The sequence below is a fragment of the Vibrio echinoideorum genome, assembly GCF_024347455.1.
Classification (GTDB): Bacteria; Pseudomonadota; Gammaproteobacteria; order Enterobacterales; family Vibrionaceae; genus Vibrio; species Vibrio echinoideorum.
Genome location: NZ_AP025483.1, coordinates 3386090 through 3413011 on the forward strand (window position 1 = coordinate 3386090; position 26922 = coordinate 3413011).

Consider the following 26922-nt stretch of genomic DNA (forward strand, 5'->3'; position numbering starts at 1 on the left):
GAGATGACCATATCCACAAATAATCGCTATATCGCCAGTTCACTCGTTTCTGGGGTGTTTTTTTCGTGTTTGCTGTTAACGGGTTCTAGTTATAAATTAGCAGCCACTCCTCTTCTATTGATTGCTTTGTTTTCTTTACCATGGACTATTCGTCATAAAAATAGCCCAGAGGTAAAAGCAACGATTTGTGCTCTACTTAGTTATTTTGTGGTCACTGCATTATCATTAATCATTTATGGTGGTGATTTAGGCCAGTTAGATATGCCCACCCGCGTCATATTTGCAACCATTATCATGCTATTTATTTCGACCTATCCCCCCTCAATAAAAGTGATTTTTTATTCCATATGCTTAGGTGCGAGCATTGCAGGGAGCCTAGCGATTTATGACTTTACAAGCTCCGGAGGCCGAGCATTTATTGACAATGGATATATGGTTATTCAAGCCGGTGGTATAGCTTCTTCCCTAGCTTTACTGTCCATTGTATCTCTAATTTATGCGAAGCATACTCAAGACCGTGCGTTGGTTTTAGTATCAATGATAGGCATAATCCTTGGATTATCTGCAACTTTACTTGCAGGAGCCCGTGGAGCTTGGGTGTTACTTCCTCTAATTATTGCTTGTTTATTCTATTATTATAGAAGCTACTTTTCTTTTCGCTCTAAGGCTATAGCTATATTTTCAATAGCTGCTGTAGTGGTTTTCTCTTACCCGACTATTGAGCCCAGAATCAGCTCTATGATTTCAGACATTCATGAATATCAAAACAACGATTCTCAAACATCTTCAGGATTTCGTTTAGAGATGTGGAAATCAGCGACTTATTCAGCTTTAGACAAGCCCATATTCGGTCAAGGTTTTGAAGGCGTAAAACAGGCAAAAAAAGAGCAAGTAAAAAAAGGCTTAGTTGACAAAAGTGTTCTAAATTATAAACGAGCTCACAACCAGTTTTTTGAAGAACTTCAAACAAAAGGATTGATTGGATTAGCCGCCATACTTGCTTTCTTTGGCGTGCCACTCTACTTTCTGTGGAAAAAAATCAAACTGTCATGTGTACGAGATGATAATTATTTTTTTGCAATCGCGGGCATTGTTCACATAACATCTGTAATTGGTTTTAGTTTGACCCAGCATTATATGGCGCACCATTCTGGTATTCTTTACTACACAATAGGCACTGCAATATTTTTTGGGGCCACCTATTCAAACGATATCAAAGCAGAGACCACGACATCATGAAAATCCTCATAATAGGGCCGTCTTGGGTTGGTGACATGGTGATGTCTCAATCTCTATACACAACACTGAAGCAACAATATCCAGACGCGATTATAGATGTTATCGCTCCAAATTGGTGTAAACCCATTTTGGAGCGTATGCCAGAAATTAACCGTGCAATCGATATGCCTATTGGCCATGGGGAGTTCAATTTTTGGGGTCGTCGTGCTTTAGGTAAAACACTACGAGCAACTCAATACGACCAAGCTTTCATTTGTCCTAATTCAGCAAAGTCAGCGCTCATCCCTTGGTTCGCAAACATCCCAAAACGAACGGGATGGAAGGGGGAAATGCGCTATGGACTATTGAACGACCTTCGACCAAATAAAAAGTCGTTTCAATATATGGTCGAACGCTATGTCGCGTTAGCACACCCTAAAGAAAGTATGCTTGATTCTAGCTCACTTGGTGGACTCGAAAATTTACCTCGACCAGCTTTAACAATTGACAAGAAAGAGCAACTCGAAACCGCTAGAAAGTTCAACCTAGCTTTAGATGGCGGTATCATCGGCCTTTGTCCTGGGGCGGAATTTGGCCCCGCAAAAAAATGGCCAGAGGCGCACTACGCAGAAGTTGCAACGGCAATGAGTAAAGTGAACAAACAAGTCTGGCTGTTTGGTTCGCAAAAAGATCTCGAAACCTGTAATAGTATTAAGAATCTAGTTCCAGAAGGGCTACGCCAAAACATTCATGTATTAGCAGGTCAAACAAGCCTTATTGAAGCTGTAGACTTGCTTGGAGCATGTCAAACTGTAGTCGCGAATGATTCTGGCTTAATGCATGTTGCTGCCGCGGTTGGTTGTAAAGTCGTAGCAGTTTATGGGTCCACATCACCCAAATACACGCCACCTTTAGCAAAGAAAGTTGAAATCGTACATACCGATATTGCCTGTCGACCTTGTTTTAAGCGTGAGTGTCAATTTAACCACCTCAAGTGCTTGAGTGAGCTATCACCAGCACAAGTACTCTCTAGTATTCAAAGGCTTGAAGCGATTACGGTTAGTTCATGTTAATTCGCACGCTTTACACTATATTTCTCGCTTTAGTTTCCCCCGTACTATTATTTGGGCTCTATAGAAACAAACCAAACAAGCCAAAATTTGGAAATCGTTGGAAAGAACATTTTGGGATAATCCAGAAACTAAAATCAAATGATCGCCCGATCTGGATTCACGCAGTGTCAGTTGGTGAGTGCATCGCCGCTACCCCATTAATTAAAGCATTGAAAAAAGAAAATCCAACACAACCTATTTTGGTTACAACAACAACAAGTACCGGCGCGGAACAAATTTCAAAGCTTGGTTCTTTGGTCGAACATCGCTACATGCCGATAGATTTTAGGTTTGCAGTTAAGTCTTTTCTAAAAATAATTCAGCCTCGCAAGATGCTAATAATAGAGACCGAACTCTGGCCAAATACTCTCAATGAAGTACACCAATTTGGTGTACCGATAATTATTGTAAATGCTAGGCTTTCTAAAAAATCGCACAATAATTACGCTAAATTTCAGCCAATCTTCAACCTCATTACGCCATGTTTAACTCAAGTATTATGTCAAAATAAAATAGATGCCGACTATTTCCATTCTTTAGGCATCCCCCACGCTAAATTGAAAATCACTGGTTCAATTAAATTCGATATTGAGATATCAACCACAGCTAAAAAATTGGCCAAAGATCTACGACAAAACATTGGGAGTGATCGCCCCATTTGGATAGCTGCGAGCACTCACAAAGGTGAGGATATTCACATACTGAATGCTCACAAGCAGGTTTTAAAAGAAATACCTAATGCTTTACTTATATTGGTTCCAAGACACCCAGAAAGGTTTAATGATGTTTTTGAGCTGTGTGCACAACAAAACTTTGAGACAGTTAGACGAACATCAAAGAGACAGGTGAGTAAAACCACTCAGGTATATCTAGGTGATACAGTGGGTGAGATGCTAACGTTTATAGGAGCTAGCGATACTTGCTTCATGGGCGGGAGCTTATTAGGAACGGAGGTCGGGGGGCACAACGTTCTCGAGCCAGCAGCTTTAGGTGTCCCAATTATCACAGGGCCAAGCTACTATAATTTTTCATTTATTGTCGAGAGCCTAATCAACATAGGGGCTATCCAAATATCAACGTCCATAAATTTGGGAAGCACTGTCTCAGACTTACTTTTAGAACATAATCAGCGTGATGAGCAATCAAGTAAGCTCCTTGATTTTGTTCAAGAAAATAGCGGTTCTCTAAATAAAACACTTACCTTAGTTAACGAGTATTAGAATGAATCTTTTTTTAGTTACATCACCATTACAGTACATCTGTGCTGTTGAAGCTCGAGAACACTTGCGCTGCAAAAATAACATTCTAGTTCTCATGAATCAAAATGGCACTCACGGACTAACTCAACAACGAAAAATCGTAAACCTAAATGATTGGGATCATGTCATTGAAATCGAGCGAGGAAACAGAAGCTTTGTATTTCCTAAAGTAATTAAAGAAGTTAAAAAGATCCTTAATACAAAAAGGCTGTCTCACTTTTTTTATGCTGAGTATAACGCTTGGTGGACGAAGTTACTTATTCGGAACCTTCCCATCGACAAAGAAATCTATTTTGATGACGGTACATTAACACTTCTTGAGTATCAAAAGTTCATCCTTACAGAGAATGAATTCTATCGACCTCGTCTAATTCAAGATTTTGTCGTTCGCTGTAATGGCAGTAAGCCAATAGGTCGATTAGCTCAATCTGAAAACCTAGAGATATTTACTATGTTTGATTTAAAACCCAGTAAGTTCACCGTACATAAAAACTCTCTGAAAAGCCTAAAAGACAAATATGGACATCCCACACTGTATGATGAAAATGCTCCAATAGGTTTTATTGGTCAAGGTGCAATTGGTGACAAAAACCAAAAAACTATCGATGAATATTTAGCAGAGATATTAAAAATTTCACATGATGCACAAAAAGAGATCCTTTACTTTCCTCATCGAACAGAAAAGCAATCAGTCCGTGATGTGCTAATTAAATCGGGGAAAGTAAAGTACCATTGTAGTGAGTACCCTTTAGAAATAGAGCTTATCGACAAAAAAATAAAGCTATCATCACTTATCGGGACATTCTCAACCGTGATGTTCTCATGTCGACTTCTCTACCCCAAAATGCCAATATATTCAATCTCGAGTAACTATCCTGATAAGGCTTTTGAATTGGAATTAAAGGAACAGATGTTAAGCAATAACATAAAGGAATTTATCGCTAAATAGACCTTTCCATAAAAAACTGAGCTAAGTCAAAATCGATTTCAGTATCGATATCAAATGAGACATCATTATCCATCACGTAAGCATAGGTCTCTGATGTATAACGTATTTCATTGTATTCGCGGAGCTTTTTCACATCAAAGATGTAAATAGCTCCACTGAGTCGATAATATTGACTTATGTCTTGAGATCTTGATAGAGCCTCAGGTCTAATAAAGTCACCCATAGAATTATCTTTAGGCAGTGTATTAGACCAAAGAGGGGGGTGTTCACAAGGCGTAACAGATACAACTGAAAATGCTTCCTGTTCCATGAATAGCTCTAGAGCTTCATCAATATGTTCAGCTGTTCGTAGAGGAGATGTCGGTTGAAGTAAGACCACAACATCAACGTCAGGTGCAAATTTTTCTAAACTATAAAGCAAAACATCTTCTGTTTTTGCAGTATCAGAGGCTAGTTCAGCAGGCCTCAACTCAGGTAATTCAACATCCAATTGCCAAGCAACGTCTGCTATTTCTTTATCATCAGTACTGACAAATACACGGTCTATATATTGGCTCTTTTTTCCTGCCTCTATACTCCAGTTGATTAGCGGTTTACCAGCTAAGGGAAGTACATTCTTTCTAGGTAAACGTTTACTCCCGCCTCTAGCAGGAATAAATGCCATAATCTTCTTATTATTTAACATCGCTACATTCCTAATGCATGAATATCGGCTTGAGCTCGATTAAAGTCATCCATGCGACCTATGTCTAACCAATATTCATGAATAGGGAACATTAGCACTTTATCCCTATCTTTCATGTGCTGCTCCAACAAAGTCGGCATATCAATATTATAATTTTTGGGAACTGAATTTATAACTCTTGGGGATACTACGTAAATACCAGCATTAACAAAAAATCGTTGAACAGGCTTTTCAACCATACTCGTAATTTTATTACCCTCTCCATTGACGACACCATAAGGGATTTGATAGTCATACTCTCGAACGCACATGGTTGCATCAGCATCATTTTCTAAATGAAAATCGAGTAAACGTTTAAAGTCCACTTTGGTTAACACGTCTCCATTAATCATGATGATTGGCAACTCTTTAGGAAGGTCATTTGGTAACAACCCTAAAGCTCCCCCTGTACCTAAAGGCTTCTCCTCATGAACATATCGAATAGAGACTCCATACTCATCGCCATTACCAAAGTGATCTTGGATTTGTTCTGGCATATAGTGTGTTGATATATAGAAGTTCACAAAGCCAGCCTTGATGAAACTTCGTATCACAGTTTCAAGAATAGGCTTATCGCCAATTTTAAGCATCGGCTTAGGGCAATTATCTGTCAAAGGACGTAAACGAGTTCCAAACCCCCCAGCCATGATAAATACAGGGTTAGCTAGCTCAGGGTGGCTAAGTGCATGTTGAAGTGTCTCTAAACCAACAACGACTCCGTTATCATCAACTAACGGTATGGATAAAATCTCTTTAGACTCCATTACCGAAATCAGATCATCGCAAGGCGTCCCCAACTTTGCGACAATGGGTTGCTTATTCATCACCTCTACTACTTCCGTTGTTAAAGGAAGATTTTCAAGCAGCCCTCTTCGTATATCGCCATCGGTCAGCACACCTAGTAGCTTCTTATCTTCGTCAACCACAACGGCAATTCTTAATGCTTCTGTATTGATCACTTTCAGTGCTTCGATCAACGTTGTTGATGGCTGAATTAGAATTTTTTTCCAACTATGGCTCATATAATTACCTAGAGTTATTTTTACTCGTTATTTATCTATGTCATAAAACGATTTTCGAGTCAGCCCTTTCAAATCTAACGATTTGATAATCTCGATGACCTTACCAGAGCTATTTCCATCACCATATGGGTTAATAACATTAGGCAGTAATCGAATAAAATCATCCGAGTATACTTTGTCTAAGGCAAGTAAGAGCTCATCGGTACTCGCATCAATATTAATCGTGTTATCAGCAATGACACGACCTTTCTGCCTATCGCCGATATTAATCGTCGCTGTTTTAAAAGAAGGTACTTCCCAAATTCCACTCGAAGAGTTCCCAATCACCGCATCAACAAATTGTAAGGCCGATAAATAACGAAGCTGTCCAAGAGAAGAAAAAACGATGGCTTTATCTGTATTCTGAGCGCAGTATTCATCAATTAATTGATTTATCGCTCTTCCGCCTACATCTGCATTCGATTTCGTAAATATAATAAGTGTATCTTCTTGGCAATCAAGTGCTGACAATATCTCTTCAAAGTCAGCCAGAGTCTCTTCAACTGAGTTTGAAGTCACTGGATGGTAAGTAAAAAGTAAGTTTTTCTTCTTCAACTGACAGCCAATAGAATCTTCAAACTCGTCTCTACCTAACAAGTTCATACTTAGGAGGTTATCTAAACCGATCTCTCCTACAGTAAAAACTGTACTAGGTTGCTCTCCCATTTGAATAACGCGATTTGAATATTCTTCCATTGCAGTGAAGTGAACATTTGAGAGCTTAGTCAAAGCATGACGAATTTGATCGTCAATTGCACCTTCGGTTAGCTCACCTCCACTGACGTGAGCTATGGGTATCCGTGCAATATTAGCTGCCGACGCTATCGGAAGTAATTCATAACGATCACCAACAATAATCAAAATATCAGGTTTGAGTTCATCAAATGCTTCTGCGAAGCTAATTTGAGCTAACCCCATAGCCTTACTAACACCAATAGGGGAATCTGAAGACAGTAATATCTCAATCTTTTTTGATACTTCAAAACCATCCGCTTCAATTTGATTCTGGGTATAACCAAATTCATGCGATAAATGGCTTCCAGTCGATATTAGCTGGAGCTCTAAATCAGAATCTAACTGAATTCTACGGAGTAAACATCTTAGCGCTCCGTATTCAGCTCGAGTCCCCGTGACCACACAAATCTTTTTTATCATATAAGTTCTCCAACCTTATATGACTTGCGAGCTGGAGTACCAATCACTTCATTCCAACGGCTAGGCGCTAAACCGCCACCTGGCCTCATGATGGAGAGCATGTCTTCAGTAATTGCTGTTCCTTCCATAATATCAACAGCGGCTACAATGCTCTTCCTTACTATCTTTCGATTTTCTTTCTCGATCGCAGTAGGAATCTTAAAACCATGCCCCAAAGCGACATCAACATTTCGTATCGCGCGAACCATAGCGGTTAGTTGTTCAGGACTAAGGCTTGCTTTATGATCCGGGCCGGACATGTTCTGATCAAGCGTAAAGTGCTTTTCAATGATAGATGCGCCTAGCGCAACTGCAGCCACAGGTACTTCAATTCCCAACGTATGATCTGAATAACCGACTTGGATACCTGGAAAAGCCTGTTCTAATGTCTTCATCGCTTTCAAGTTTACATCTTCGGGTGCCGTCGGGTAATCGGTAGTCGCATGTAAAACTGTAATTTCAGATAGCAATAACCCTCCTTCAACTAAAACACTTAGGGCTTGCTCTACTTCTGCTAGATAACTCATTCCAGTAGAAAGAATGACTGGCTTTTTAAATTGTGCAATATGGCGAAGAAAAGGAATGTTTGTTAACTCTCCAGAACCGATTTTGAAAACATCTTGCAAGCCATCTAGAAAGGTTGCGCTTTGCTCTTCATCTGGAGTCGACATGAATGTAATTGCTTTATGATCACAGTAGTCTTTTAGCTCAAAGAAATCATCATAGCTAAGCTCAAGGCGCTTTAGCATTTGAAATTGAGATTCCTCGACTTGAGTATTCTCAATTTGATACTCTGCCATTTTTGCATCTGCTGTAACGAGCAGCTCTGTTTTCCAAGTTTGAAATTTAACAGCATCAACTCCAGCTTCAGCTGCCACGTCAATCAACCGTTTTGCCAATTGAATATCGCCATTATGGTTAACACCTGCTTCTGCGATAATAAAAGTCTTGTTTGTCATAGTTACCTCTAAGCTCGGTATAACTGAAATAGTTTCGGAGTAGTAGAATCTTTACTTTGGTCAATCCATATTTGATTCAACATCTGGCGTTTTTCGGGCAAAAAATCCAGCCCTGCAATATAAAATGGCATAGTTAAAGGAGAGAATTTCGACTTAAACTTGAACAAACTGTCGTCAGGAGAAGATGTTCGACCTCCACCTAGCATCATGTAGCGACAACCACGGCTTTTAGCATGCTCAAAAGCGGCATCAAGTAGCAAATAATTGCCATTTTCCTTAGCGATGTCCTGATTATTAGCAGACAAGTGGTAATGCGCGAGTTCTTTACCACACATGAAAAAGCCCACTGACGCGTATGTACTTTCTTTCTTTGTGGCGAGTAAAGACACACCATCTAAAGCATTCAAATCATTGAAGTAGTTTTCTTGGAAGTAAAAAAAGTCACTGGCTGAGTTTTTATTCATTGTTTCGTAGTACATCTCCATAAAATCAGAGAGTTGTACTGATGTTGTATCGACAGATAAGTTTTTCTCAGCTCTCTTAACGATGTTTCTTGTTGTTTTTGAGTATAATTTTCGGCGCTCTTCTGTATTCTTTTCTAGGTCAACAATAACGACTTGGCGCTCAGGGAAATGCATGTCAAATAACGACGGCATTTCACCGACAGTATTAAAAGGGTGAAAACGGATGAACTCGCACACAATATTCTGAGCTTTGCAATGCTCTCTGTAGGCACTAAATGCACGCTGTAAAAATAACGTATCTGAAGAGTTAGAAATTGGACCTCCGTAACCGTAAGGTGTTTCTAAGTCATACAACTCTTCAGCGATGTCTTGCCCAGCAACACTTCGGATTGGACGTTTTAAAGCACTAAACCGAACATAAGAGCTATCCTCATCATACTGAAATTCAAAATGTTCACCATCGCCTTCATATAGCGCAGAGTATTCTCGCTGGTAGTATATGTCTGACGGCAAATCTGTAATGGTAATATTCGTCATCATTCAGCTCTAAGAATTGGAGTACTAGGTAAATTAACCAAATGCGCTTCAATAAACTCAGATTGAGTTAGATCGCCACACATGGCATTTTCAAACATTGGTAAACGATGCATTAACTTCCAGATTGGGCGAGTCATGACACCAGCAGCATTCGTCTCCTGCAGTATATGTTCACGAAGTTCAACATCAGGACAAATAATGGCATTCAACCAATAGTTGGATTTAGCGTACTTGGGTTCGACAACAAACTTAATGTCAGTCCCTTCAAATAGACTTATGTATTGATTAGCAAGACTGCGTTTTTGAATAAGGTAGTCCTCAATCACTTCCATTTGCGCACAACCAAGCGCAGCATTCAGATTTGGCATGCGGTAGTTAAAACCAGGCTCATCATGGAAAAATTCATAAGGATGAGGCACTTTCGCTGTCGTAGTGACATGCTTGGTTCGTGCTCCTAATTCTTGAGTTTTACATAGAACCATACCGCCACCACCAGTGGTAATGATTTTGTTGCCATTGAAGCTGACTGCACTAACATCACCAATAGTACCGGTGTGCTTACCTTTATAGAAAGAGCCTAGGCTTTCTGCTGCATCTTCTACTAAAACAAGATTCCATTTCAGGCAAACTGCAACCAGCTCATCAAGCTCTACAGGGTGACCAAAGGTATGCATAGGGACAACCGCTTTAATTCGTTTGCCTGTATTCTTGTGAATACACCCCGTCTTGGTTACTTCAGCATGCTCACTTAAGAATGCATCCACGGCTTTGGGGCATAGGCCCAAGCTTACTGGCGAAACATCCACAAAAATAGGCTCGGCACCCATATGATAAAGAGCGTTACAAGTTGCAACGAAAGTCAGAGCTTGTGTAATAACAAGGTCTCCTCGTTGAACATCAGCCATGTACAAGGCCGCATGTAGTGCTGCAGTACCATTGACTGTCGCTACCGCTTTAGCCGCACCTGTATACGCTTCAATCTTTCTCTCAAAGTCATCAACAAATTTGCCCACGCTAGAAACAAAAGTACTTTCAATCGTTTCCATAACATAGGCTTTTTCGTTGCCATTAAACGTTGGTGCGTGCAACGGAATGAATTCATTAGTTTTATAAGTATCTCTAACAAATTCAACAATAGATGTCGCTTTCATTACTTACTCCGCTTACATCTTGCTATCGAGGTATTTACCGGTTTCTTTGTGCCCAAAATCAGGAATCACTGTAAAAAAGAGTTTTACAATTTGTTCCTTGGTCCAAGCTCGCTTGTCTTTCATCTCTGAAATACTATTTTCAAACAAAGAAAGTAGCTCTTGCTCATAAAGAGGTTCATTTTTAATAATGCCTAGATTTGCAAATCGAGACATGTTCAACTCTTCTTTATCCGTAAAAAACTCTTCAAAGTCTTTCTCACCCGTTGTATCACTAGCAGTGAACAAACATGGCCACTTTCCTTGTTCAGGAAGTGTATGAGCCAATTGTCGAGCTTCTTCTTCTGTTTCACACAAGTGAGGCTCATAGCCAAGTTGCTCTAAATATTTCACGGCAATATCAGCAAACGAAATAAGATGAAGTGCTTCACTCAACTTAGGAAAGAAAATGTCACGATTTTCACCAAAGATACACGACATTAGACATAGCTCACCTGACTCTTGAGGAGTCACGAAGTAACGCTTGATATCATTTGGAGCTACGATAGGTTGGCGCTTTTGAATGCGCTGGTTGAAACCATGCAACAATGAACCATCCGAAAATGCAACATTGGCAAAGCGCGCTGTTGAGATAGCCATCTGTTCGCTTTTACGCATTAGGAACATCTCCATAATACGCTTTGATGCGCCCATCATATTGACTGGGTTCGCTGCTTTGTCTGTTGATACACAGAAATACTTCTTAGCGCCAGCATCAATAGATTGTTGAATGGTTTTATCTGTATTAAATACGTTTACATCGATCATTCGCATCAATGTATAAGGATCTTTCTCGCTTCTAACATGTTTTAGTGCTGATAGGTTCAACACATAATCAAACTTGCCATCAGCTTTGATAAACGCGTCATACTCTAGAGAACCAATATCTAACGCAAATGTTTGAAAATCACCATCGATGTACCCAAATGAGCTACGAATATCACGAACCAGTTCAACCATGTTGTTTTCGCTAATATCAACAACGTGTAATTTTTTAGGATTTCGTTTAAAGATTTCTTTGGTCACAGCTTGGCCAATTGAGCCTGCACCGCCAAGCACAAGGAAGCGAGATTCCGAGACGATGCGCGATAACTCAGATTCATTACTAGAAATATCTTGAGGGAAAAGGGATTCGGTACGACCGATAAGGGGGAGAATGGCATTCATATTAATATCTATACTCTAATAATTTATTATCTAAGTCATGCGCACAGGCAAAAGCGCAACTAATCATCTACATTGACCTTGTCGTTAGTCATCTGACTAAACTCGGTACTGGTCCAAAAAATGTCGTTTTTCAAACACTCTTTTTCAAAAGATCTTTTTAATCTTGACCAGTTACTTTGCTTCCAAGTATCGCCTTGTTGTTGATAGCACTTATCAAAATCTATAATCCATACCTTGTCAGCACCGTCAATCAGAATATTATGGATATTCAAGTCAGTATGATTTACTTGTGCAACATGCATTTTACGAATCTCGTTACCGATTTTCTGATACATAGTTTTAGTTAATGGTTTCTCTTTAAGGATAGCAACAAGATCTCGAGCATCTGCCACTTTTTCACTTAACAAATCCGCTCTATAAGTGAATCCGCTTTTTACAACACGTGCAGCAATTGGCCGTGGTACGTGGACATTAGACTCTCGAAGGTAATTAAGAAGCGTCAACTCTTGGAAACTTCTAGTGTTTTCTTCCCCATTAAACCAATAACTATCTTCAATTAGTTTACTAAACAATCCACCGCGTCGGTAGTGGCGTAATGCGGCTTGTGACGAATCTAATTGAACAAACCAAGTTGTTCCTCGCCCTAATGCACTGCCAACAATACAACTTTTCTCTCGCCAATAGTCAGCATCAAACGCAAACTGCACTTGCTTTTCATCAATCACTGTTTGATCAAACCAAATTATCTGATTGTCGAGTCTAAGTGTTTGCATACAAGGATACCTGTCTTAATAGATCGTTTTATTTTACATTCCTAGGTCGCAACTGCATAATTCTTATTAATCATATCGATAGAGTTTGCTATATGTCTTTGTTCAAGTCCGCCCCAAAATCCCTTTGTGTCTTGCGCCTTTCTGCTATTGGCGATGTATGTAACACCATTGCAGCGATTCAGTCGATTCAGCGATACTGGCCTGAAACAAAGATAACTTGGATAACAGGCAAACTTGAGTCTCAACTCCTTCAATCTATAGACAACGTAGATGTCATAGTATTCGATAAAAAAGCGGGAATAAAAGGCTATATTCAGCTCTGGAAATCTTTGAAGGGTAGACAGTTTGATGCTCTCTTGCACATGCAATACGCCCTAAGAGCTAGCGTTGCGGCTCTAGGCATCAACGCCAAATATAAGTTAGGGTTTGATGCTTTACGTAGCCAAGACTTTCAGACTTTGTTCACCAATATAAAGGTTCCCTCCCCGACCACAATGCACGTTCTCGATGGTTTAATGGCTTTTACTCACACTTTAGGTGTGCCAGAAGCACGACCAACTTGGGCGTTAAGCTACAGCAAAGCAGACAAATTATGGGCACAAGAACAACTCTCTAGATCAAACAAAAAACTAGTTATTGTTCCCGCAGCGAGCAAAGGTTATAAGAATTGGACAGTGCAAGGTTACGTTGATGTCATTATCCATGCACGGCAATCAGGGTGGCATGTCACGTTAGCAGGAAGCCCTGCTAAAATTGAAGTCGAATTAGCTCAAGATATTCAAAAAAAATTAAGCGCACCCTGTCTAAACCTCGTTGGCAAAAGCAGCATACTTGAAATGTTAGCTCTCATTGACAACGCTACAATGGTAATAGCACCAGATACTGGACCGACTCATATGGCTAATGCTATGAGCACCCCAGTTATTGGTTTATATGCACACCATAACCCTGATAGAACTGGCCCATACAACTATCAACAGTATGTTGTTTCAGCGTATGAAGAAGCAATCCAAGCTGAGCATAATAAACCGTCAGATCAATTGGATTGGCGAACTCGTGTAAAAGATCCCCTTGCAATGCAGAGGATACCCAGTAAAAAAGTCATTGATATGTTTGAATCAGTGGCTAAAGATCTTCGTTTGTAATTGAAGCAAGCGAACCATAATTCCCATGGCTAAATATGGTGTGGTCCATATTTCTGTATAATTCGATATTTAACTAAATTTAGGTAATTACAGTGGCGAAACCAACCCTTGCAGTTGCACTTATTGTAAAAAATGAAACCAAGCACCTTCGAGATTGCTTAGAGACGGTTCACGGCTGGGTTGATGAAATTATCATTCTGGACTCAGGAAGCACGGACGATACTAAAGGTATAGCCCTTGAATATACTGACAAGTTCTTTGTAAATGAAGACTGGAAAGGGTTTGGTCGACAGCGTCAATTAGCTCAGCAACATGTGTCCTCTGACTTTGTACTTTGGCTAGATGCAGATGAACGGGTCACTCCAGAACTAAAAAAAGAAATCATAGATGTTATAGAAACAGCCCTACCAAAGACTGCCTACAAGATAAATCGACTAAGCGATGCATTTGGTAAAGTAATTCACCATTCCGGCTGGTCGCCTGACTGGGTAGTTAGGCTCTATAATATAAAGGATGGCAGATACAATAGTGCACTCGTGCACGAGAAAGTGATTCTTGACAACGACATTACAGTTCAAAAACTCAATGGTCGATTACTCCACTTCACTTATGACAACCTGCATCACTATATCAATAAAACGACTGGTTACTTGAAAGCTTGGACAGACGAACGTGAAGGAAAGAAAAAAGCAAGCCTATCTACAGCTTTACTCCATGCGTTAGGTTGTTTCGTAAAAATGTATATCATTAAGCGAGGCTTTCTCGACGGGAAACATGGGTTTATTCTTGCTTGGTTAGCAACTCATTCAACTTTTATCAAATACATCGATTTGTATCTACGATCAGAGCAGAAAAAATGAAATGTAGTTTAATTATAACGACTTACAACTGGAAGGAAGCATTAAGCGCCGTTCTTGATAGTGTCACCATACAAAGCACACTACCAGATGAAGTCATAATTGCCGATGATGGTTCAAAAAAAGACACCGCAGAGTTAGTTCAACAATATCAAGGTTCTTTCCCGGTACCTCTTATTCATTCGTGGCACGAAGATAATGGCTTCCGTTTGTCCATGAGTCGAAATAGAGCAATAGCAAAAGCTTGCGGCGATTATATAATCATGATCGACGGCGATATTCTTCTTTCCCCAACATTTATTGAGTCACATGTTCGAGCGGCTAAAAAGCAACAATTTGTCCAAGGCGGTAGAGCTCTACTCGGTGAGGAAATCAGCGAAAGACTGATGCGAACAAATTCAATGCCATCACTATTTTCCGAAGATATTCGTAATCGTAAAAACTGCATATCAAGCCCTTTTCTTGCGAGAATATTTTCCTATATCCGGAACAGTGATAAAGCAACTCGCGGATGTAACATGGCTTTCTGGAAATCAGATGTCATTGATGTAAATGGTTTTAATCAAGATTTTGTTGGTTGGGGAAGAGAAGACAGTGAATTTGTACACCGTATGCTCAATAAAGGTACTAATAGACTATATTTGAAATTTGCTGGGATTGGTTATCACCTTTACCACCCAGAAAACTCGCGAGGTTCTCTGCCCGAAAACGATGCTATTCTTGACAATACAATCAATAAAAAACTGACTTTCTGTCAAAATGGAATCAACCAATTTATAAGTGAGAAAGGCTGTGACTAAAAAAGTTATCTACCCTGGAACATTTGATCCTATCACTAACGGTCACTTAGACATCATTGAGCGTGCTGCAAAAATGTTCGATGAAGTGATAATTGGTGTGGCAGCTAGTCCTTCAAAAAAAACCATGTTCAGTTTACCAGAAAGAGTAAAGTTGATAGAGCAGGCAACTTCGCATATCGGCAATACTTCTGTTGCAGGCTTTAGCGGTTTATTGGTGGACTTTGCTAAAGAACAAGATGCAAATATCTTGATTAGAGGTTTAAGAACAACAGTAGACTTTGAATATGAGTTTGGTTTAACCAGTATGTATAGAAAGCTATTACCAGGTATTGAAAGTGTATTTTTAACACCATCTGAAGAGTATGCCTTTCTATCATCAACCATAGTTCGAGAAGTCGCCATTCATGGTGGAGATATCAGTGGGTTTGTCCCGAGCACAGTCAACACAGCTATAATCTACAAGGTTACGAAATGAGCCTGACAAAGTTTAAGTACTATGTAACTCATGGACTAATGTCAATTCTTCCTCCAGCGTTTTTTCGTTATAGAGCTAAAAAATTGCTCACCGATTTTGGAAAGAAAAGACGTGAAGAAGTCATGAGTCGCGTTGATTATTACAACAAACTCACTAATACCTTTGAACTAAACAACGAAATACAAACTGTAAAAAACTTCAAGAAAACGGGAGGAAATACTTATTACTTCGATTTATTGAAAGTAATTAAAGGTTTTGCTCCTGAAAATAGATTTTCAGTTTTAAACGGTGATATTAGGCACATACCCGAACAGCCAAGCTTTTTAAAAAGCCGACCAATTACAGGTGAAAATCAGAACTGTGTTGTTTTGAAATTGAATGCAATTCGTCACTTCCAATTTGTTGATGACAAATTAAGCTTTAGAGATAAAAAGGATATGGTGGCATGGAGAGGCGTCGGTTTTCAGCCTCACAGACAAGTAGTGATCAAACAATTTTACAATCACCCAATGTGTAATTTAGGCCAAACTCGCCCCCATGAAGGCCAACCTTGGGAAAAAGGTTTTATGTCGATTGAAGAACAGCTTCAATACAAGTTTCTTTTGGCGATAGAAGGGAACGATGTAGCTACCAACCTAAAATGGTCGATGTCGTCAAACTCGCTAGTATTAATGTCTAAACCAAAATATGAAACTTGGTTTATGGAAGGTCAACTCCTTGCAGGGCATCACTACGTAGAACTAAAAAACGACTATTCAGATCTTCCTGACAAAGTTAGGTACTTCATTGACCACCCAGAAGAAGCAGAGGCCATAATCCGAAACGCAAACCAATGGGTCGAACAATTTAAAGATACAAAGCAAGAGCGCCTCATATCCTTACTTGTAGCTAAGAAGTACTTTGAAAAATCAGGACAACCGCTCTAAAAAATTGCAGGCCCACCAAAATTCTTAACTTTGGCACTCTTCACAAAAGAACGTATTCCTCTGCCCTATTTTTAACTCTTGGATTAGAGCTTCACAATTAGGGCATTTTTCACCGGCTTTCCCATAGACTTGCAGTTCTTGAGCGAAATATCCCGGCTTACCATCTGCTTGAGCGAAATCTTTTAGCGTGGTGCCGCCTTGTTTAATCGCGGTGGCGAGCACTTGTTTGATCTCTTTGGTTAATAAGAGCCACTCTTCTTTTGTCACTTTGCTTGCAGGACGCAAAGGGTTAATACGTGAAGAAAATAGTGCTTCGTTGGCGTAGATGTTTCCCACGCCCACTACGACTTTATTGTCCATGATGAACTGTTTGACGGCCACTTTTCGCTTTGCAGCTTTTTCAGCGATGTAGTCTGCGGTGAAGTCATCAGTTAGCGGCTCAGGACCAGAGCCGAGCAATACAGGATGAGTTTCGTCAGGAGCAGACCACAGCCATGCACCGAAGCGGCGAGGATCGTTATAACGCAATACTTTGCCATTCGTGAGCTTAAGATCTACGTGATCGTGCTTAGCCGCAGGAAAATCCGCATCTAATATACGCAATGAACCAGACATACCAAGGTGAACAATGGCAGTGCCCGTATCGGTTTCGATCAATAAGTACTTTGCGCGACGCGAGATAGAGCGAATCACCTGCCCTTCTAATCCCTTTAGCTCTTGTGGGATATCCCAACGTAGCTTAGGCGTGCGAAAAGTAAGGGTTTTAATGGTTTCGCCAACTAAATGAGGTGAGATCCCCATGCGGCTTACTTCAACTTCGGGTAATTCAGGCATAGTTAGTCGTCCAATTTAGGTGGTTTGTCTGATATAGATAGCTTGTCTGCTTTAAAGATATGGTCTGATTTAAATGAATCTTCTGAGCCAAAGCTTGGAAACAAGTAGCTCTCTTCAATAGACACCGCTAACCACTGATTATTCCAGTTTTTTAACAACCAAAACTCAGGCAGTTGATAATAGGTAATACGCTGTGGCTCTTCTTGATCTTGATACCACACCTCAATGGTGTGCGGGGTATTCAGTTGTGGTGATAGGTCGGTATAGGTCTGTGAGTCGATTTCAGTGCCCACAAGTTCCTGCCATCGCTGTGACAACTCTTCTGCACTGGTAGTTTGAGGAAATGTTGTGTCTTTAAATTGATAAACCCAATGACCACCTTCTAGCACAACTGACCAATCAGCAAAGTGCAAAGCTTGAAGCTCGGCTGTTGGGTTTAAAAGGTAAGGATAAGGACTGCTTACCTGAAGTTCAGATTCAGGCTCAGGTTCGATAAGGTACGTTTTGATCAAGGTTGGAAGATTTAACACCCCAATGAAAGCAATCACGCTTAACATGAGTATGTTATTCCATCGACGTCCACGATATCTCATCTGATTCTGCTCATCTAACCTATTGAGTGTTCAGTATATCGTGAAAAAGGCGATACTTTCTATGCTGAGCTCTTTTCTATCAAATACGCCCACCTACAAGTGCAACGTCTGCGCGGTAGGCGCAGTAGGCAAAAAATCGAGCCAATAATGCTTACCCTTGTCAAAAACACTTAATCTTTTCGAAAATACTGAAGCTTCTAAAAAATCCTCAGGCTTCTCAAAACACTGAAGCTCCCCAAATTTAGGGCATAAAAAAACCCAGCTATAAGCTGGGTTTTTAATTTATTCTTCTATAAAAGAAGAGACAAAGGGGCTATCAATTACTTGATTTTAGCTTCTTTGTACATAACGTGCTGGCGAACTACTGGATCAAACTTTTTGATCTCAAATTTGCCTGGCATGTTACGCTTGTTCTTGTCAGTTGTGTAGAAGTGACCAGTTCCAGCAGAAGATACTAGACGGATTTTCTCACGAATGCCTTTAGCCATTGCTTAATTCCTCTTAAACGTTTTCGCCACGTGCACGGATATCAACAAGAACAGCATCAATGCCTTTCTTATCAATAATACGCATGCCTTTAGCAGTTAGACGTAGTTTAACAAAACGTTTTTCGCTCTCTACCCAGAAACGGTGAGTTTGTAGGTTCGGCAGAAAACGACGCTTGGTAGCATTGCGTGCGTGTGAACGGTTATTACCCGTTACTGGACGCTTACCAGTTACTTGACATACTCGGGACATGAATGTCTCTCCAAATCGTTTCAGCTCGATATCAACCTTGGTGGCCGAACCTCTCTATCAATTCTGAAAATAGAGGTAAAAACCATAATGGAAAATCCATTCAAGGCTATCAAAGGTCGCGTATTATACTAACTTGACATGCATTGCTCAAGACCCGAACAGATCCTTTTTAAGGATTTCGTGATCTTTTTTTGAACAGTACAGCTATTTGAGTAATCAGAGCTGATTTAAGGTTCTAAAATGTGGGCGGAATAATAGCAGATTTAACGCAACTAACAACCTAAAATGTGATTCAAATCCATCCACGCTCTGCAAAAGAGATTACTTCGCCATCTCCGACAACAAAATGGTCGAGGATTCGGATGTCAACCAGCGCCAATGCATCGGTTAATCTGCGGGTAATTCGCCTATCTGCTTGGCTAGGCTCTGCGACACCCGAAGGATGATTGTGCGCCAAGATTAACGCGGCTGCATTATGGTAAAGCGCCCTTTTCACGACTTCTCTAGGATAAACCGATGCAGCATCGATGGTTCCTTCAAACATCACTTCATCCTTTATTACCCTGTTTTGATTATCTAGGAACAATATATAGAAGGCTTCTCGCTGGCGATCACGCAATATACTCGAAAGATACAACTTGGTATGGCTAGGGCTGGTTAATGCATCGCCTCTAGATAACGTCTCTGCAAGATAACGTTGCGTCATCTCCAAGACAGCCTGTAATTGAACATACTTTGCCTGCCCCATTCCTTTGTGAGCACAGAACTCGGCCTCGGTTGCTGAAAAAAGACTACGCAGCGAACCAAAATCTTTGATCAACTTGTCAGATAGCTCTAAAACGTTCATTCCTTGTGTTCCGGTTCGAAGAAATATCGCGAGCAGCTCTGCATCACTCAGGGAATCAGGCCCTCGACTCAGTAGTTTTTCTCTCGGCATCGATTCAGCAGGCATTTTACTTATAGGCATATAAAAGCTAATCAGTTGGTCATAAACACGACCCATCAGATTAATAAGCTTATCGCGAGAGATCCTTTAATAAAGAGATAAGGGAACGAGTCACTAGAAAAACCATGTAATTGATAAGTTTGATAGCGCCAACTTGATGAGAGTCAAATCTGTTCCAATTCTGCTTCTAGGCACTAATCCTTTGTTCTGATATCGTAAGTCCCAGAGAAATTAAGGAACAGAATCATGCAAACATTGGTTAATCAACTGGATAACGCTGACCTACAAGGCCTAGCTGGGAAAAAAATCCTCCTTGGCATTAGTGGCGGTATCGCAGCTTATAAATGTGCCGAACTGACTCGACGCTTAATTGAACGTGGGGCGCAAGTACAAGTCGTGATGACGAATGCAGCCAAGGAGTTCATCACTCCTCTCACCATGCAAGCCGTCTCTGGAAGGCCCGTGTCTGATAGTTTGCTTGATCCTGCGGCTGAAGCTTCCATGGGGCACATTGAGCTAGCAAAGTGGGCTGACTTAGTATTACTAGCACCAGCAACCGCTGACCTGATTGCTCGCATGACGGCAGGTATGGGCAACGACCTGCTGACCACGCTGCTTTTAGCAACCGATGCGCCAGTTGCGGTATCTCCGGCAATGAACCAACAGATGTACAGCCACCCGGCGACTCAAGAGAATATCGCGACGCTAAAACGTCGTGGCTGTGAAATCTGGGGCCCTGCCGCAGGCGAACAAGCGTGTGGTGATGTCGGCATGGGTCGTATGCTAGAACCAATGCAGCTCGTGCACCGTTGCGAAGACTTCTTCCAACCTAAGCCGCTTGCTGGCCGTTCGGTGTTAATTACTGCAGGTCCAACTCGTGAAGCTATCGATCCTGTGCGTTACATTACTAACCACAGTTCGGGCAAGATGGGCTATGCACTGGCTGAAGCGGCCGCTAAACAAGGCGCAACAGTGACTCTAATCAGCGGTCCAGTATCACTAGCAACGCCAAATAAGGTTAATCGTATTGATGTCGACAGCGCTCAGCAGATGTTTGATGCTGTGAGTACCAATGCTGCTCAACACGATATATTCATTAGCTGCGCTGCAGTAGCCGACTATCGTCCACAGTCCATTGCAGACCAAAAGCTTAAAAAGGTCGATGGTAAAGACGACATGACCATTCAAATGGTTAAGAACCCAGACATTGTCGCTTCTGTTGCCTCAATGACAGAAGGCCGTCCATTTACTGTCGGCTTCGCTGCAGAAACTCAAGATGTTGAGAAGTACGCGCGCGGCAAACTGGAAAGAAAGAACCTCGATATGATTTGTGCTAATGATGTCTCTGTTGAAGGCCAAGGCTTCAATAGCAGCAGTAATGAATTGCACCTTTATTGGAAAGACGGTGATAAATCTCTGCCACTGGATAGTAAAGACACACTTGGTTTCCAGATCCTCGATCAGATCCAACAGCTTCTTGGTGCATAAACGCACAAATTTGCTCTGACAATCTGCTGACACCTCTCGATTCTGTTGACCTAGGGCTCACAAAACTAGGAAACAGAATTGAATGGTGTTTATAATCCTTCTTCACTCAATCCTCATCTTTAGGAAAGGAAGTAAATAGATGGCTGGTACTCGAAAATCAAACCGTCGTGAAGAAATCCTGCAAGCTCTAGCACAAATGTTGGAATCGACCGAAGGTGCTTCTCGTATCACAACGGTAAAGTTGGCCAAGAAAGTCGGCGTATCTGAAGCTGCGTTATACCGCCACTTCCCAAGTAAAGCTCGCATGTTTGAAGGACTAATCGAGTTCATTGAAGAAGCGTTGATGTCTCGAATCAACCGTATTCTCGATGAAGAGAAAGACACTCTTGAGCGCATACGCTTAGTGATGCAACTTATCTTAGTCTTTTCTGAGCGCAACCCAGGCTTAACTCGTATTTTATCGGGTCATGCCCTAATGTTTGAGAATGAGCGCCTTCGCGAACGAATTAATCAGCTTTTCGAGCGTATTGAAACTCAACTTCGCCAAATCCTACGCGAAAGAAAGCTTCGTGAAGGAAAATCGTTCCCGGTTGACGAAAAAATCTTAGCGGCTCAACTGCTCGGTCAGGTTGAAGGCAGCCTAAATCGATTTGTACGTTCTGACTTCAAATATCAACCGACAGAAAACTTTGATGCTTATTGGGCACTGCTAAGCGCTCAGATTAAGTAGCAATCAAATTAAGTAGCAATCAAATCTTAAGTGATGGTTATGACGACGAAAACTTCTCCGACAAGCAGCACTGCGCAACACACAATTACTAAGCCACCTTTTACTCTGGCGCTACTCCACCCTAAATATTGGGGTGTTTGGTTTGGCTTTGGGTTATTGGCGCTTATCGTAAATGTCCTTCCCTACCGACTTCTATTGTTGCTGGGTCGATCGTTAGGCTCTCTGGGCGCTCGCTATGGCAAGAAACGTGTAGCAGTGGCTACTCGTAATTTAGAGCTAGCATTCCCAGACAAGCCTGCAGATGAAGTGACCGCTATGGTCAGTGAAAACTTCAAGAATACGGGTATGGCGCTTATTGAAACGGGTATTACGTGGTTTTGGCCAACGTGGCGTTTCAAAAGAATCCTTGTGGATAAAGACACGCAGACACTGCGTACCCACAAAGCCAACGGTAAAGGCGTTTTGCTATGCTGTGTGCATGCCTTAAACCTAGAGATCACGGCGCGAGCAATGGCTGTATTAGGCATTTCGGGGTTAGGTGTTTATCGTCCACACAACAATCCGGCTTATGAATTCATTCAATATCGTGGCCGTACTCAGAATGGCAATAGCTTGATTCACCGTAAAGACGTGAAGCGCATGATCCGAATCCTGCGTCAGGGAGAAATCCTCTTCTACTTGCCTGATCATGATTACGGTCGCAACAAATCTGTGTTTGTGCCTTTCTTTGCTGTAGAAGACGCGTGTACCACTACAGGTACCAGCATTCTGGCGTATACCAGTCGATGCGCTCTTGTTCCGGGTTCGGGTTTTAGAAATGCCGACGGCAAATATGAAATCATGGCCGATGAGTCAATCGAAGATGACTATCCACGCAAAGATGAAAAAGCCGCGGCCGCTTATCTAAACCGCTATCTTGAGAAAATTATCTTAAGAGCACCAGAGCAATGGATGTGGCTACATAAGCGCTTCAAAACAATGGAAGATCCAGAAGTGGAGCGCGGTATTCGTTACAAATAGAGTAGCCGCTACAAATAAACGCCTATCTTCAGATAAGAAAGCAGCTCAGTCTCATAAGATTTAAGTAAAAAGGCCCGAAAGATATTTTTCTTTCGGGCCTTTCTGTTTGAAGCTCTAAATCTTAAGATTCAATACATCAAAAATTAAATACCGTATTGAGCACGGTACGCTTGTACTGATTCTAGGTGTGCTGCGTCTGTGCCTTTCTCTTCAAGGAAAGTCACCAGGTCAGTTAGGCTAACGATTGAGATAATCGCACAACCGAAGTCACGTTCAACTTCTTGAATCGCAGACAGCTCGCCTTTGCCCTTCTCTTGACGGTCAATAGCCACAAGCACACCCGCTAAGTCAGCGCCGTTTGCTTGGATGATTTCCATCGACTCACGAATCGCAGTACCTGCAGTGATCACGTCATCCACTAACATGATACGGCCTTCAAGTTCGCTACCCACTAGGTTGCCACCTTCACCGTGGTTCTTCGCTTCTTTACGGTTAAAGCAGTAAGGCGTGTCTACATCGTGGTGATCCGCTAAAGCAACTGCTGTCGTTGTTGCAATTGGGATACCCTTGTATGCAGGGCCAAATAGTACGTCGAACTCAATACCTGAGTCTGCCAATGCTGCCGCGTAAAAGCGACCTAAGCGCGCTAGGTCACGACCTGTATTAAACAATCCAGCATTGAAGAAGTAAGGGCTCTTACGGCCAGACTTTAAAGTAAACTCACCAAACTTAAGTACTTCTTTCTCTAGTGCAAATTCAATAAATTCACGTTGATATGCTTTCATGTTCTTCCTCTACGTTTATTCAATAAAACTTAAATTAACTTAAACTTTTCTTAGTATCTTCTAAGTAGTCGTGTTTCCGCTAGGCAACAAGCTTGCGAAACCCGTGAGCTTACGAGTAGTAAGTGATTCGGGTGAGTAAGCGCAGTTAACAACGCGGAAGGCGCGAATACGACGAAGATAAAAAAATAGCCCCCAAATGGGAGCTATTAAATGATTAGTCGGCCAACGCAGCTTTCTGCGCTTCGACGATATCGACAATGCCCTTATTCGCCAGGGCCAAAAGCTGCATCAGCTCTTCGTGGCTGAACGGTTCGCCTTCTGCGGTGCCTTGAATCTCAATCATCTTACCGTCTTCCGTCATTACAACGTTCATGTCGGTATCAGCTGCTGAGTCTTCAACGTATTCAAGGTCACACAATGCTTGTGCACCAACGATGCCCACTGAAACTGCCGCTACGTGGCCTTTCATTGGGTTCTTTTTCAGTTTACCGCTTGCTAGTAAGCTGTTGATAGCATCGGCCATTGCAACGCTTGCGCCTGAAATAGAAGCAGTACGTGTACCGCCGTCTGCTTGGATAACATCACAATCGACAGTGATCATGATTTCACCCAGTACTTTCAGATCAACAACAGCACGTAGGCTACGAGCGATCAGACGTTGGATTTCCATCGTACGACCACCTTGCTTGCCGCTCGCCGCTTCACGACGGTTACGAGTGTGCGTTGCACGTGGAAGCATACCGTATTCAGCAGTTACCCAACCCTTTCCTTGGCCTTTTAACCAACGCGGTACGTTTTCTTCTACCGTCGCATTACATAGAACTTTGGTGTTGCCGAACTCAACTAATACAGAACCTTCAGCATAAGCTGTGTAGTTACGAGTAATTTTAATTGGACGAATTTGATCTACAGCGCGGTCATTTGGACGCATTGGTATCTACCTTATTAACAGTCTGAAGTGATTTACTATCGAAAGAGTGCATCACCTAAGAACGCGGTGAGACAGTTTTGATTGGGGCAAGATTATATAGCAGTTTATCTTTCAAATCTATTTACCGTTCAAATCTACTGCTCGTTACAAGCTATGATCGCGAAAAGCGACAGGCTTCGGGAGCACCCCATATCGTGATACTATTCGTGCGCGTTATTTTCAGAATGATAAAAGACAGGAAAATTCGATGATTTATAGTATGACTGCGTACGCACGCAAAGAAGTAAAAGGCGATTGGGGTACAGCAGTATGGGAAATCCGTAGTGTAAACCAACGCTACCTAGAAACTTACTTCCGTATGCCTGAACAGTTCCGTGGTTTAGAGCCAATCCTACGTGAGCGTTTCCGTAAGCGTCTAGCTCGTGGCAAGGTTGAATGTAACCTACGCTTTGAAGCAAACCCAGCAGCAAAGGGCGAACTAAGCATCAATGAAGGCTTGGCTCAGCAAGTAATCAATGCTGCTAACCAAGTAATGACGATGACAGGTGAAGACAGCCGTTTGAACCCATTCCAAGTTATGAACTGGCCTGGCGTAATGGAAACACCTGAGCAAGACATGGATGCCATCAACAAAGATCTACTTGAAGCATTCAACGATGCAATCGCTGAATTCATTGATGCTCGTGCTCGTGAAGGCGAAAACATGAAGGCGCTCATCGTACAGCGCTTAGATGCTATCACTGAAGAAGTTGTTAAAGTTCGTGCTCGCATGCCTGAGATCTTAGAATGGCAACGTGAACGCCTTCTTAATAAGTTTGAAGATGCGAAAATTGAACTTGAAGGCTCTCGTGTTGAGCAAGAACTTATCCTGTTAGCACAGAAGTCAGACGTAGCTGAAGAACTTGATCGCCTAGACTCTCACGTGAAAGAAGCGAATGTAGTCTTGAAGAAAGGTGGCGCTTGTGGCCGTAAGCTTGACTTCATGATGCAAGAGTTCAACCGTGAATCAAACACGCTGGCATCTAAGTCTATCAGTACAGACATCACAGCATCAGGCGTAGAGCTTAAGGTTCTTATCGAACAGATGCGTGAGCAGATCCAAAATATTGAATAACAGTCTGTAAGTCATACGCTGTATTAGCCATTAGCTCAATCAGTGTTGATGAACTAACAGTGTTAATTAGATCAAGATAAGCTCCTAATTTTAGGGGCTTTTTTTATGGATACAGTAATGCCAAGCAAGGTACATGGTTGATCAGGTAAGGAGTAGATAAAGTAGGCGCGCAGGAAACAGGGCTTAGAGCAAAATATAGATTGTAGCGATAGATAAGGATGTAACTGAAGTAAAAAAGGTACTAGGAATATTTCAGAGGGAGATAAAAAGGTTAAGCAGTAGATAGAAGGTATAGAAGGTATAGAAGGTGAAGATTAAGCGGGAAAGTGACGCAAGTTGCTATTGCAACTTGCGTCGACTTAAAATCTTATACAGCTACAACGTTTGCAGCTTGAAGACCTTTTTGGCCTTGCTCTACTTCGAAAGACACTTGTTGGCCTTCTTTAAGAGTTTTGAAACCTTCAGATGCGATAGCACGGAAGTGAACGAATACGTCAGCGCCGCCGTTGTCTTGAGTTAGGAAACCGAAACCTTTCTCTTCGTTAAACCATTTTACTACGCCGTTTGTTTTGTTAGACATGATGTGTCCCTTATATAAAAATAAAAAATTAATCGCCAAAAGTGCGATGCGCTGAAAGCTTGAATTATTTAATGTATCTATGAAGCCAAGGGAAACACTGAGAATAACAATGAAGCAATACTAAGGGTTTTACTTTACAACTGGATGTTTCATTTAATAACTCTGAAAACAGAGCGAGGCCATTCTTGGTGATCTGGGCCCCGTTGTAAAGCGTTATTTGAATAATAATGGATATTTTTCATTCAAACGACCTTTCTTCGCTCAAAAATGCATGACAACTGATGTCAAAATGGAAGTTAGGAGAACCTCTTCCTACCTTCACACCCTGTTGTAGAGCTAAAGTACAAATTTGCACA

The 26922-nt window shown here is 41.4% G+C and carries 29 protein-coding genes; 13 read left to right on the forward strand and 16 right to left on the reverse strand.

Annotated features, from left to right (window positions below):
• Positions 1 to 3 precede the first annotated feature (3 nt).
• The 4 genes from OCV36_RS15350 to OCV36_RS15365 are packed head-to-tail and all read left to right on the forward strand — an operon-like array spanning position 4 to position 4538.
• Positions 4 to 1239: an O-antigen ligase family protein gene (locus OCV36_RS15350; protein WP_135455737.1), complete on the forward strand. Its 1236-nt coding sequence runs from the start codon at positions 4 to 6 to the stop codon at positions 1237 to 1239.
• Positions 1236 to 2291: a lipopolysaccharide heptosyltransferase II gene (waaF, locus tag OCV36_RS15355; protein ID WP_135455739.1), complete on the forward strand. Its 1056-nt coding sequence runs from the start codon at positions 1236 to 1238 to the stop codon at positions 2289 to 2291. Before OCV36_RS15350 ends, waaF begins: the two co-directional genes overlap by 4 nt.
• Positions 2285 to 3550 (forward strand): lipid IV(A) 3-deoxy-D-manno-octulosonic acid transferase, encoded by a 1266-nt coding sequence (gene waaA / locus OCV36_RS15360; RefSeq protein WP_135455741.1) that lies wholly within the window; start codon positions 2285 to 2287, stop codon positions 3548 to 3550. Before waaF ends, waaA begins: the two co-directional genes overlap by 7 nt.
• Before the next feature lies 1 nt (position 3551).
• Positions 3552 to 4538 (forward strand): glycosyltransferase family 52, encoded by a 987-nt coding sequence (locus tag OCV36_RS15365; RefSeq protein WP_135455743.1) that lies wholly within the window; start codon positions 3552 to 3554, stop codon positions 4536 to 4538.
• On the opposite strand, the gene OCV36_RS15370 is transcribed toward OCV36_RS15365, so the two are convergent.
• Genes OCV36_RS15370 through OCV36_RS15405 form a run of 8 tightly spaced genes read right to left on the reverse strand, consistent with a single transcriptional unit; the run spans position 4531 to position 12604 of the window.
• Positions 4531 to 5223: an acylneuraminate cytidylyltransferase family protein gene (locus OCV36_RS15370; RefSeq protein ID WP_135455744.1), complete on the reverse strand. Its 693-nt coding sequence runs from the start codon at positions 5221 to 5223 to the stop codon at positions 4531 to 4533. The genes OCV36_RS15365 and OCV36_RS15370 overlap by 8 nt on opposite strands.
• Positions 5224 to 5225: 2 nt before the next feature.
• The gene (locus tag OCV36_RS15375; protein WP_135455746.1) at positions 5226 to 6284 is read right to left on the reverse strand and encodes a nucleotidyltransferase family protein; all 1059 of its coding nucleotides are present in this window, start codon (positions 6282 to 6284) and stop codon (positions 5226 to 5228) included.
• Between the two features lie 27 nt (positions 6285 to 6311).
• Positions 6312 to 7475, reverse strand: coding sequence for a UDP-N-acetylglucosamine 2-epimerase (gene neuC, locus OCV36_RS15380; protein ID WP_135455863.1), 1164 nt, complete (start codon positions 7473 to 7475; stop codon positions 6312 to 6314).
• Complete coding sequence (gene neuB, locus OCV36_RS15385; RefSeq protein ID WP_135455748.1) at positions 7475 to 8476, reverse strand: N-acetylneuraminate synthase; 1002 nt, start codon at positions 8474 to 8476, stop codon at positions 7475 to 7477. The genes neuC and neuB overlap by 1 nt, the downstream gene beginning before the upstream one ends.
• 8 nt (positions 8477 to 8484) lie before the next feature.
• Positions 8485 to 9477, reverse strand: a complete 993-nt coding sequence (locus OCV36_RS15390) for a GNAT family N-acetyltransferase (RefSeq protein WP_135455865.1) — start codon at positions 9475 to 9477, stop codon at positions 8485 to 8487.
• A complete protein-coding gene (locus OCV36_RS15395) occupies positions 9477 to 10628 on the reverse strand; it encodes a LegC family aminotransferase (RefSeq protein WP_135455750.1) in 1152 nt (383 codons plus the stop codon). The genes OCV36_RS15390 and OCV36_RS15395 overlap by 1 nt, the downstream gene beginning before the upstream one ends.
• Before the next feature lie 12 nt (positions 10629 to 10640).
• The gene (locus OCV36_RS15400; RefSeq protein ID WP_135455752.1) at positions 10641 to 11831 is read right to left on the reverse strand and encodes a UDP-N-acetylglucosamine 4,6-dehydratase; all 1191 of its coding nucleotides are present in this window, start codon (positions 11829 to 11831) and stop codon (positions 10641 to 10643) included.
• Between the two features lie 59 nt (positions 11832 to 11890).
• Positions 11891 to 12604, reverse strand: a complete 714-nt coding sequence (locus OCV36_RS15405) for a 3-deoxy-D-manno-octulosonic acid kinase (RefSeq protein ID WP_135455754.1) — start codon at positions 12602 to 12604, stop codon at positions 11891 to 11893.
• 92 nt (positions 12605 to 12696) lie between these two features.
• Between OCV36_RS15405 and OCV36_RS15410 the strand changes: the two genes are divergently transcribed.
• The 5 genes from OCV36_RS15410 to OCV36_RS15430 all read left to right on the forward strand — a co-directional run bounded on the left by OCV36_RS15410 (position 12697) and on the right by OCV36_RS15430 (position 16807).
• Complete coding sequence (locus OCV36_RS15410) at positions 12697 to 13749, forward strand: glycosyltransferase family 9 protein (RefSeq protein WP_135455755.1); 1053 nt, start codon at positions 12697 to 12699, stop codon at positions 13747 to 13749.
• Positions 13750 to 13841: 92 nt separating this feature from the next.
• The gene (locus OCV36_RS15415) at positions 13842 to 14609 is read left to right on the forward strand and encodes a glycosyltransferase family 2 protein (RefSeq protein ID WP_135455757.1); all 768 of its coding nucleotides are present in this window, start codon (positions 13842 to 13844) and stop codon (positions 14607 to 14609) included.
• A complete protein-coding gene (locus tag OCV36_RS15420) occupies positions 14606 to 15406 on the forward strand; it encodes a glycosyltransferase family 2 protein (protein WP_135455759.1) in 801 nt (266 codons plus the stop codon). The genes OCV36_RS15415 and OCV36_RS15420 overlap by 4 nt, the downstream gene beginning before the upstream one ends.
• Entirely contained in the window at positions 15399 to 15881 is a 483-nt protein-coding gene (coaD, locus tag OCV36_RS15425) for a pantetheine-phosphate adenylyltransferase (RefSeq protein WP_135455761.1), read from the forward strand. Before OCV36_RS15420 ends, coaD begins: the two co-directional genes overlap by 8 nt.
• The gene (locus tag OCV36_RS15430; RefSeq protein ID WP_135455763.1) at positions 15878 to 16807 is read left to right on the forward strand and encodes a glycosyl transferase family 90; all 930 of its coding nucleotides are present in this window, start codon (positions 15878 to 15880) and stop codon (positions 16805 to 16807) included. The genes coaD and OCV36_RS15430 overlap by 4 nt, the downstream gene beginning before the upstream one ends.
• Positions 16808 to 16831: 24 nt before the next feature.
• Here OCV36_RS15430 and mutM read toward each other — a convergent pair whose 3' ends face one another.
• From mutM to radC, 5 genes are all read right to left on the reverse strand, one after another.
• The gene (mutM, locus tag OCV36_RS15435) at positions 16832 to 17641 is read right to left on the reverse strand and encodes a bifunctional DNA-formamidopyrimidine glycosylase/DNA-(apurinic or apyrimidinic site) lyase (protein ID WP_135455764.1); all 810 of its coding nucleotides are present in this window, start codon (positions 17639 to 17641) and stop codon (positions 16832 to 16834) included.
• A 2-nt stretch (positions 17642 to 17643) separates the two neighbouring features.
• The gene (locus tag OCV36_RS15440) at positions 17644 to 18234 is read right to left on the reverse strand and encodes a hypothetical protein (protein ID WP_135455766.1); all 591 of its coding nucleotides are present in this window, start codon (positions 18232 to 18234) and stop codon (positions 17644 to 17646) included.
• A gap of 320 nt (positions 18235 to 18554) precedes the next feature.
• Complete coding sequence (gene rpmG / locus OCV36_RS15445; protein WP_002535344.1) at positions 18555 to 18722, reverse strand: 50S ribosomal protein L33; 168 nt, start codon at positions 18720 to 18722, stop codon at positions 18555 to 18557.
• Positions 18723 to 18735: 13 nt separating this feature from the next.
• Complete coding sequence (gene rpmB / locus OCV36_RS15450) at positions 18736 to 18972, reverse strand: 50S ribosomal protein L28 (RefSeq protein ID WP_004728407.1); 237 nt, start codon at positions 18970 to 18972, stop codon at positions 18736 to 18738.
• Positions 18973 to 19264: 292 nt separating this feature from the next.
• Positions 19265 to 19939, reverse strand: a complete 675-nt coding sequence (radC, locus tag OCV36_RS15455; RefSeq protein WP_029224970.1) for a RadC family protein — start codon at positions 19937 to 19939, stop codon at positions 19265 to 19267.
• 225 nt (positions 19940 to 20164) lie between these two features.
• Between radC and coaBC the strand changes: the two genes are divergently transcribed.
• The 3 genes from coaBC (at position 20165) to lpxL (ending at position 23156) form a co-directional block, all read left to right on the forward strand.
• Positions 20165 to 21406 carry a bifunctional phosphopantothenoylcysteine decarboxylase/phosphopantothenate--cysteine ligase CoaBC gene (coaBC, locus tag OCV36_RS15460; protein WP_135455768.1) on the forward strand — a complete coding sequence of 414 codons (1242 nt, stop codon included), beginning with the start codon at positions 20165 to 20167 and terminating at the stop codon, positions 21404 to 21406.
• A 139-nt stretch (positions 21407 to 21545) separates the two neighbouring features.
• The gene (slmA, locus tag OCV36_RS15465; RefSeq protein WP_102553954.1) at positions 21546 to 22136 is read left to right on the forward strand and encodes a nucleoid occlusion factor SlmA; all 591 of its coding nucleotides are present in this window, start codon (positions 21546 to 21548) and stop codon (positions 22134 to 22136) included.
• 39 nt (positions 22137 to 22175) lie between these two features.
• Complete coding sequence (gene lpxL, locus OCV36_RS15470; RefSeq protein ID WP_135455771.1) at positions 22176 to 23156, forward strand: LpxL/LpxP family Kdo(2)-lipid IV(A) lauroyl/palmitoleoyl acyltransferase; 981 nt, start codon at positions 22176 to 22178, stop codon at positions 23154 to 23156.
• Between the two features lie 143 nt (positions 23157 to 23299).
• Here lpxL and pyrE read toward each other — a convergent pair whose 3' ends face one another.
• The gene (gene pyrE, locus OCV36_RS15475; RefSeq protein WP_135455773.1) at positions 23300 to 23941 is read right to left on the reverse strand and encodes an orotate phosphoribosyltransferase; all 642 of its coding nucleotides are present in this window, start codon (positions 23939 to 23941) and stop codon (positions 23300 to 23302) included.
• Positions 23942 to 24155: 214 nt separating this feature from the next.
• Complete coding sequence (rph, locus tag OCV36_RS15480) at positions 24156 to 24872, reverse strand: ribonuclease PH (RefSeq protein ID WP_135455775.1); 717 nt, start codon at positions 24870 to 24872, stop codon at positions 24156 to 24158.
• A gap of 247 nt (positions 24873 to 25119) precedes the next feature.
• Between rph and OCV36_RS15485 the strand changes: the two genes are divergently transcribed.
• Complete coding sequence (locus OCV36_RS15485) at positions 25120 to 25986, forward strand: YicC/YloC family endoribonuclease (protein WP_017075362.1); 867 nt, start codon at positions 25120 to 25122, stop codon at positions 25984 to 25986.
• Between the two features lie 367 nt (positions 25987 to 26353).
• Here OCV36_RS15485 and cspE read toward each other — a convergent pair whose 3' ends face one another.
• Entirely contained in the window at positions 26354 to 26566 is a 213-nt protein-coding gene (gene cspE / locus OCV36_RS15490) for a transcription antiterminator/RNA stability regulator CspE (RefSeq protein ID WP_017055634.1), read from the reverse strand.
• Between the last annotated feature and the right edge of the window lie 356 nt (positions 26567 to 26922).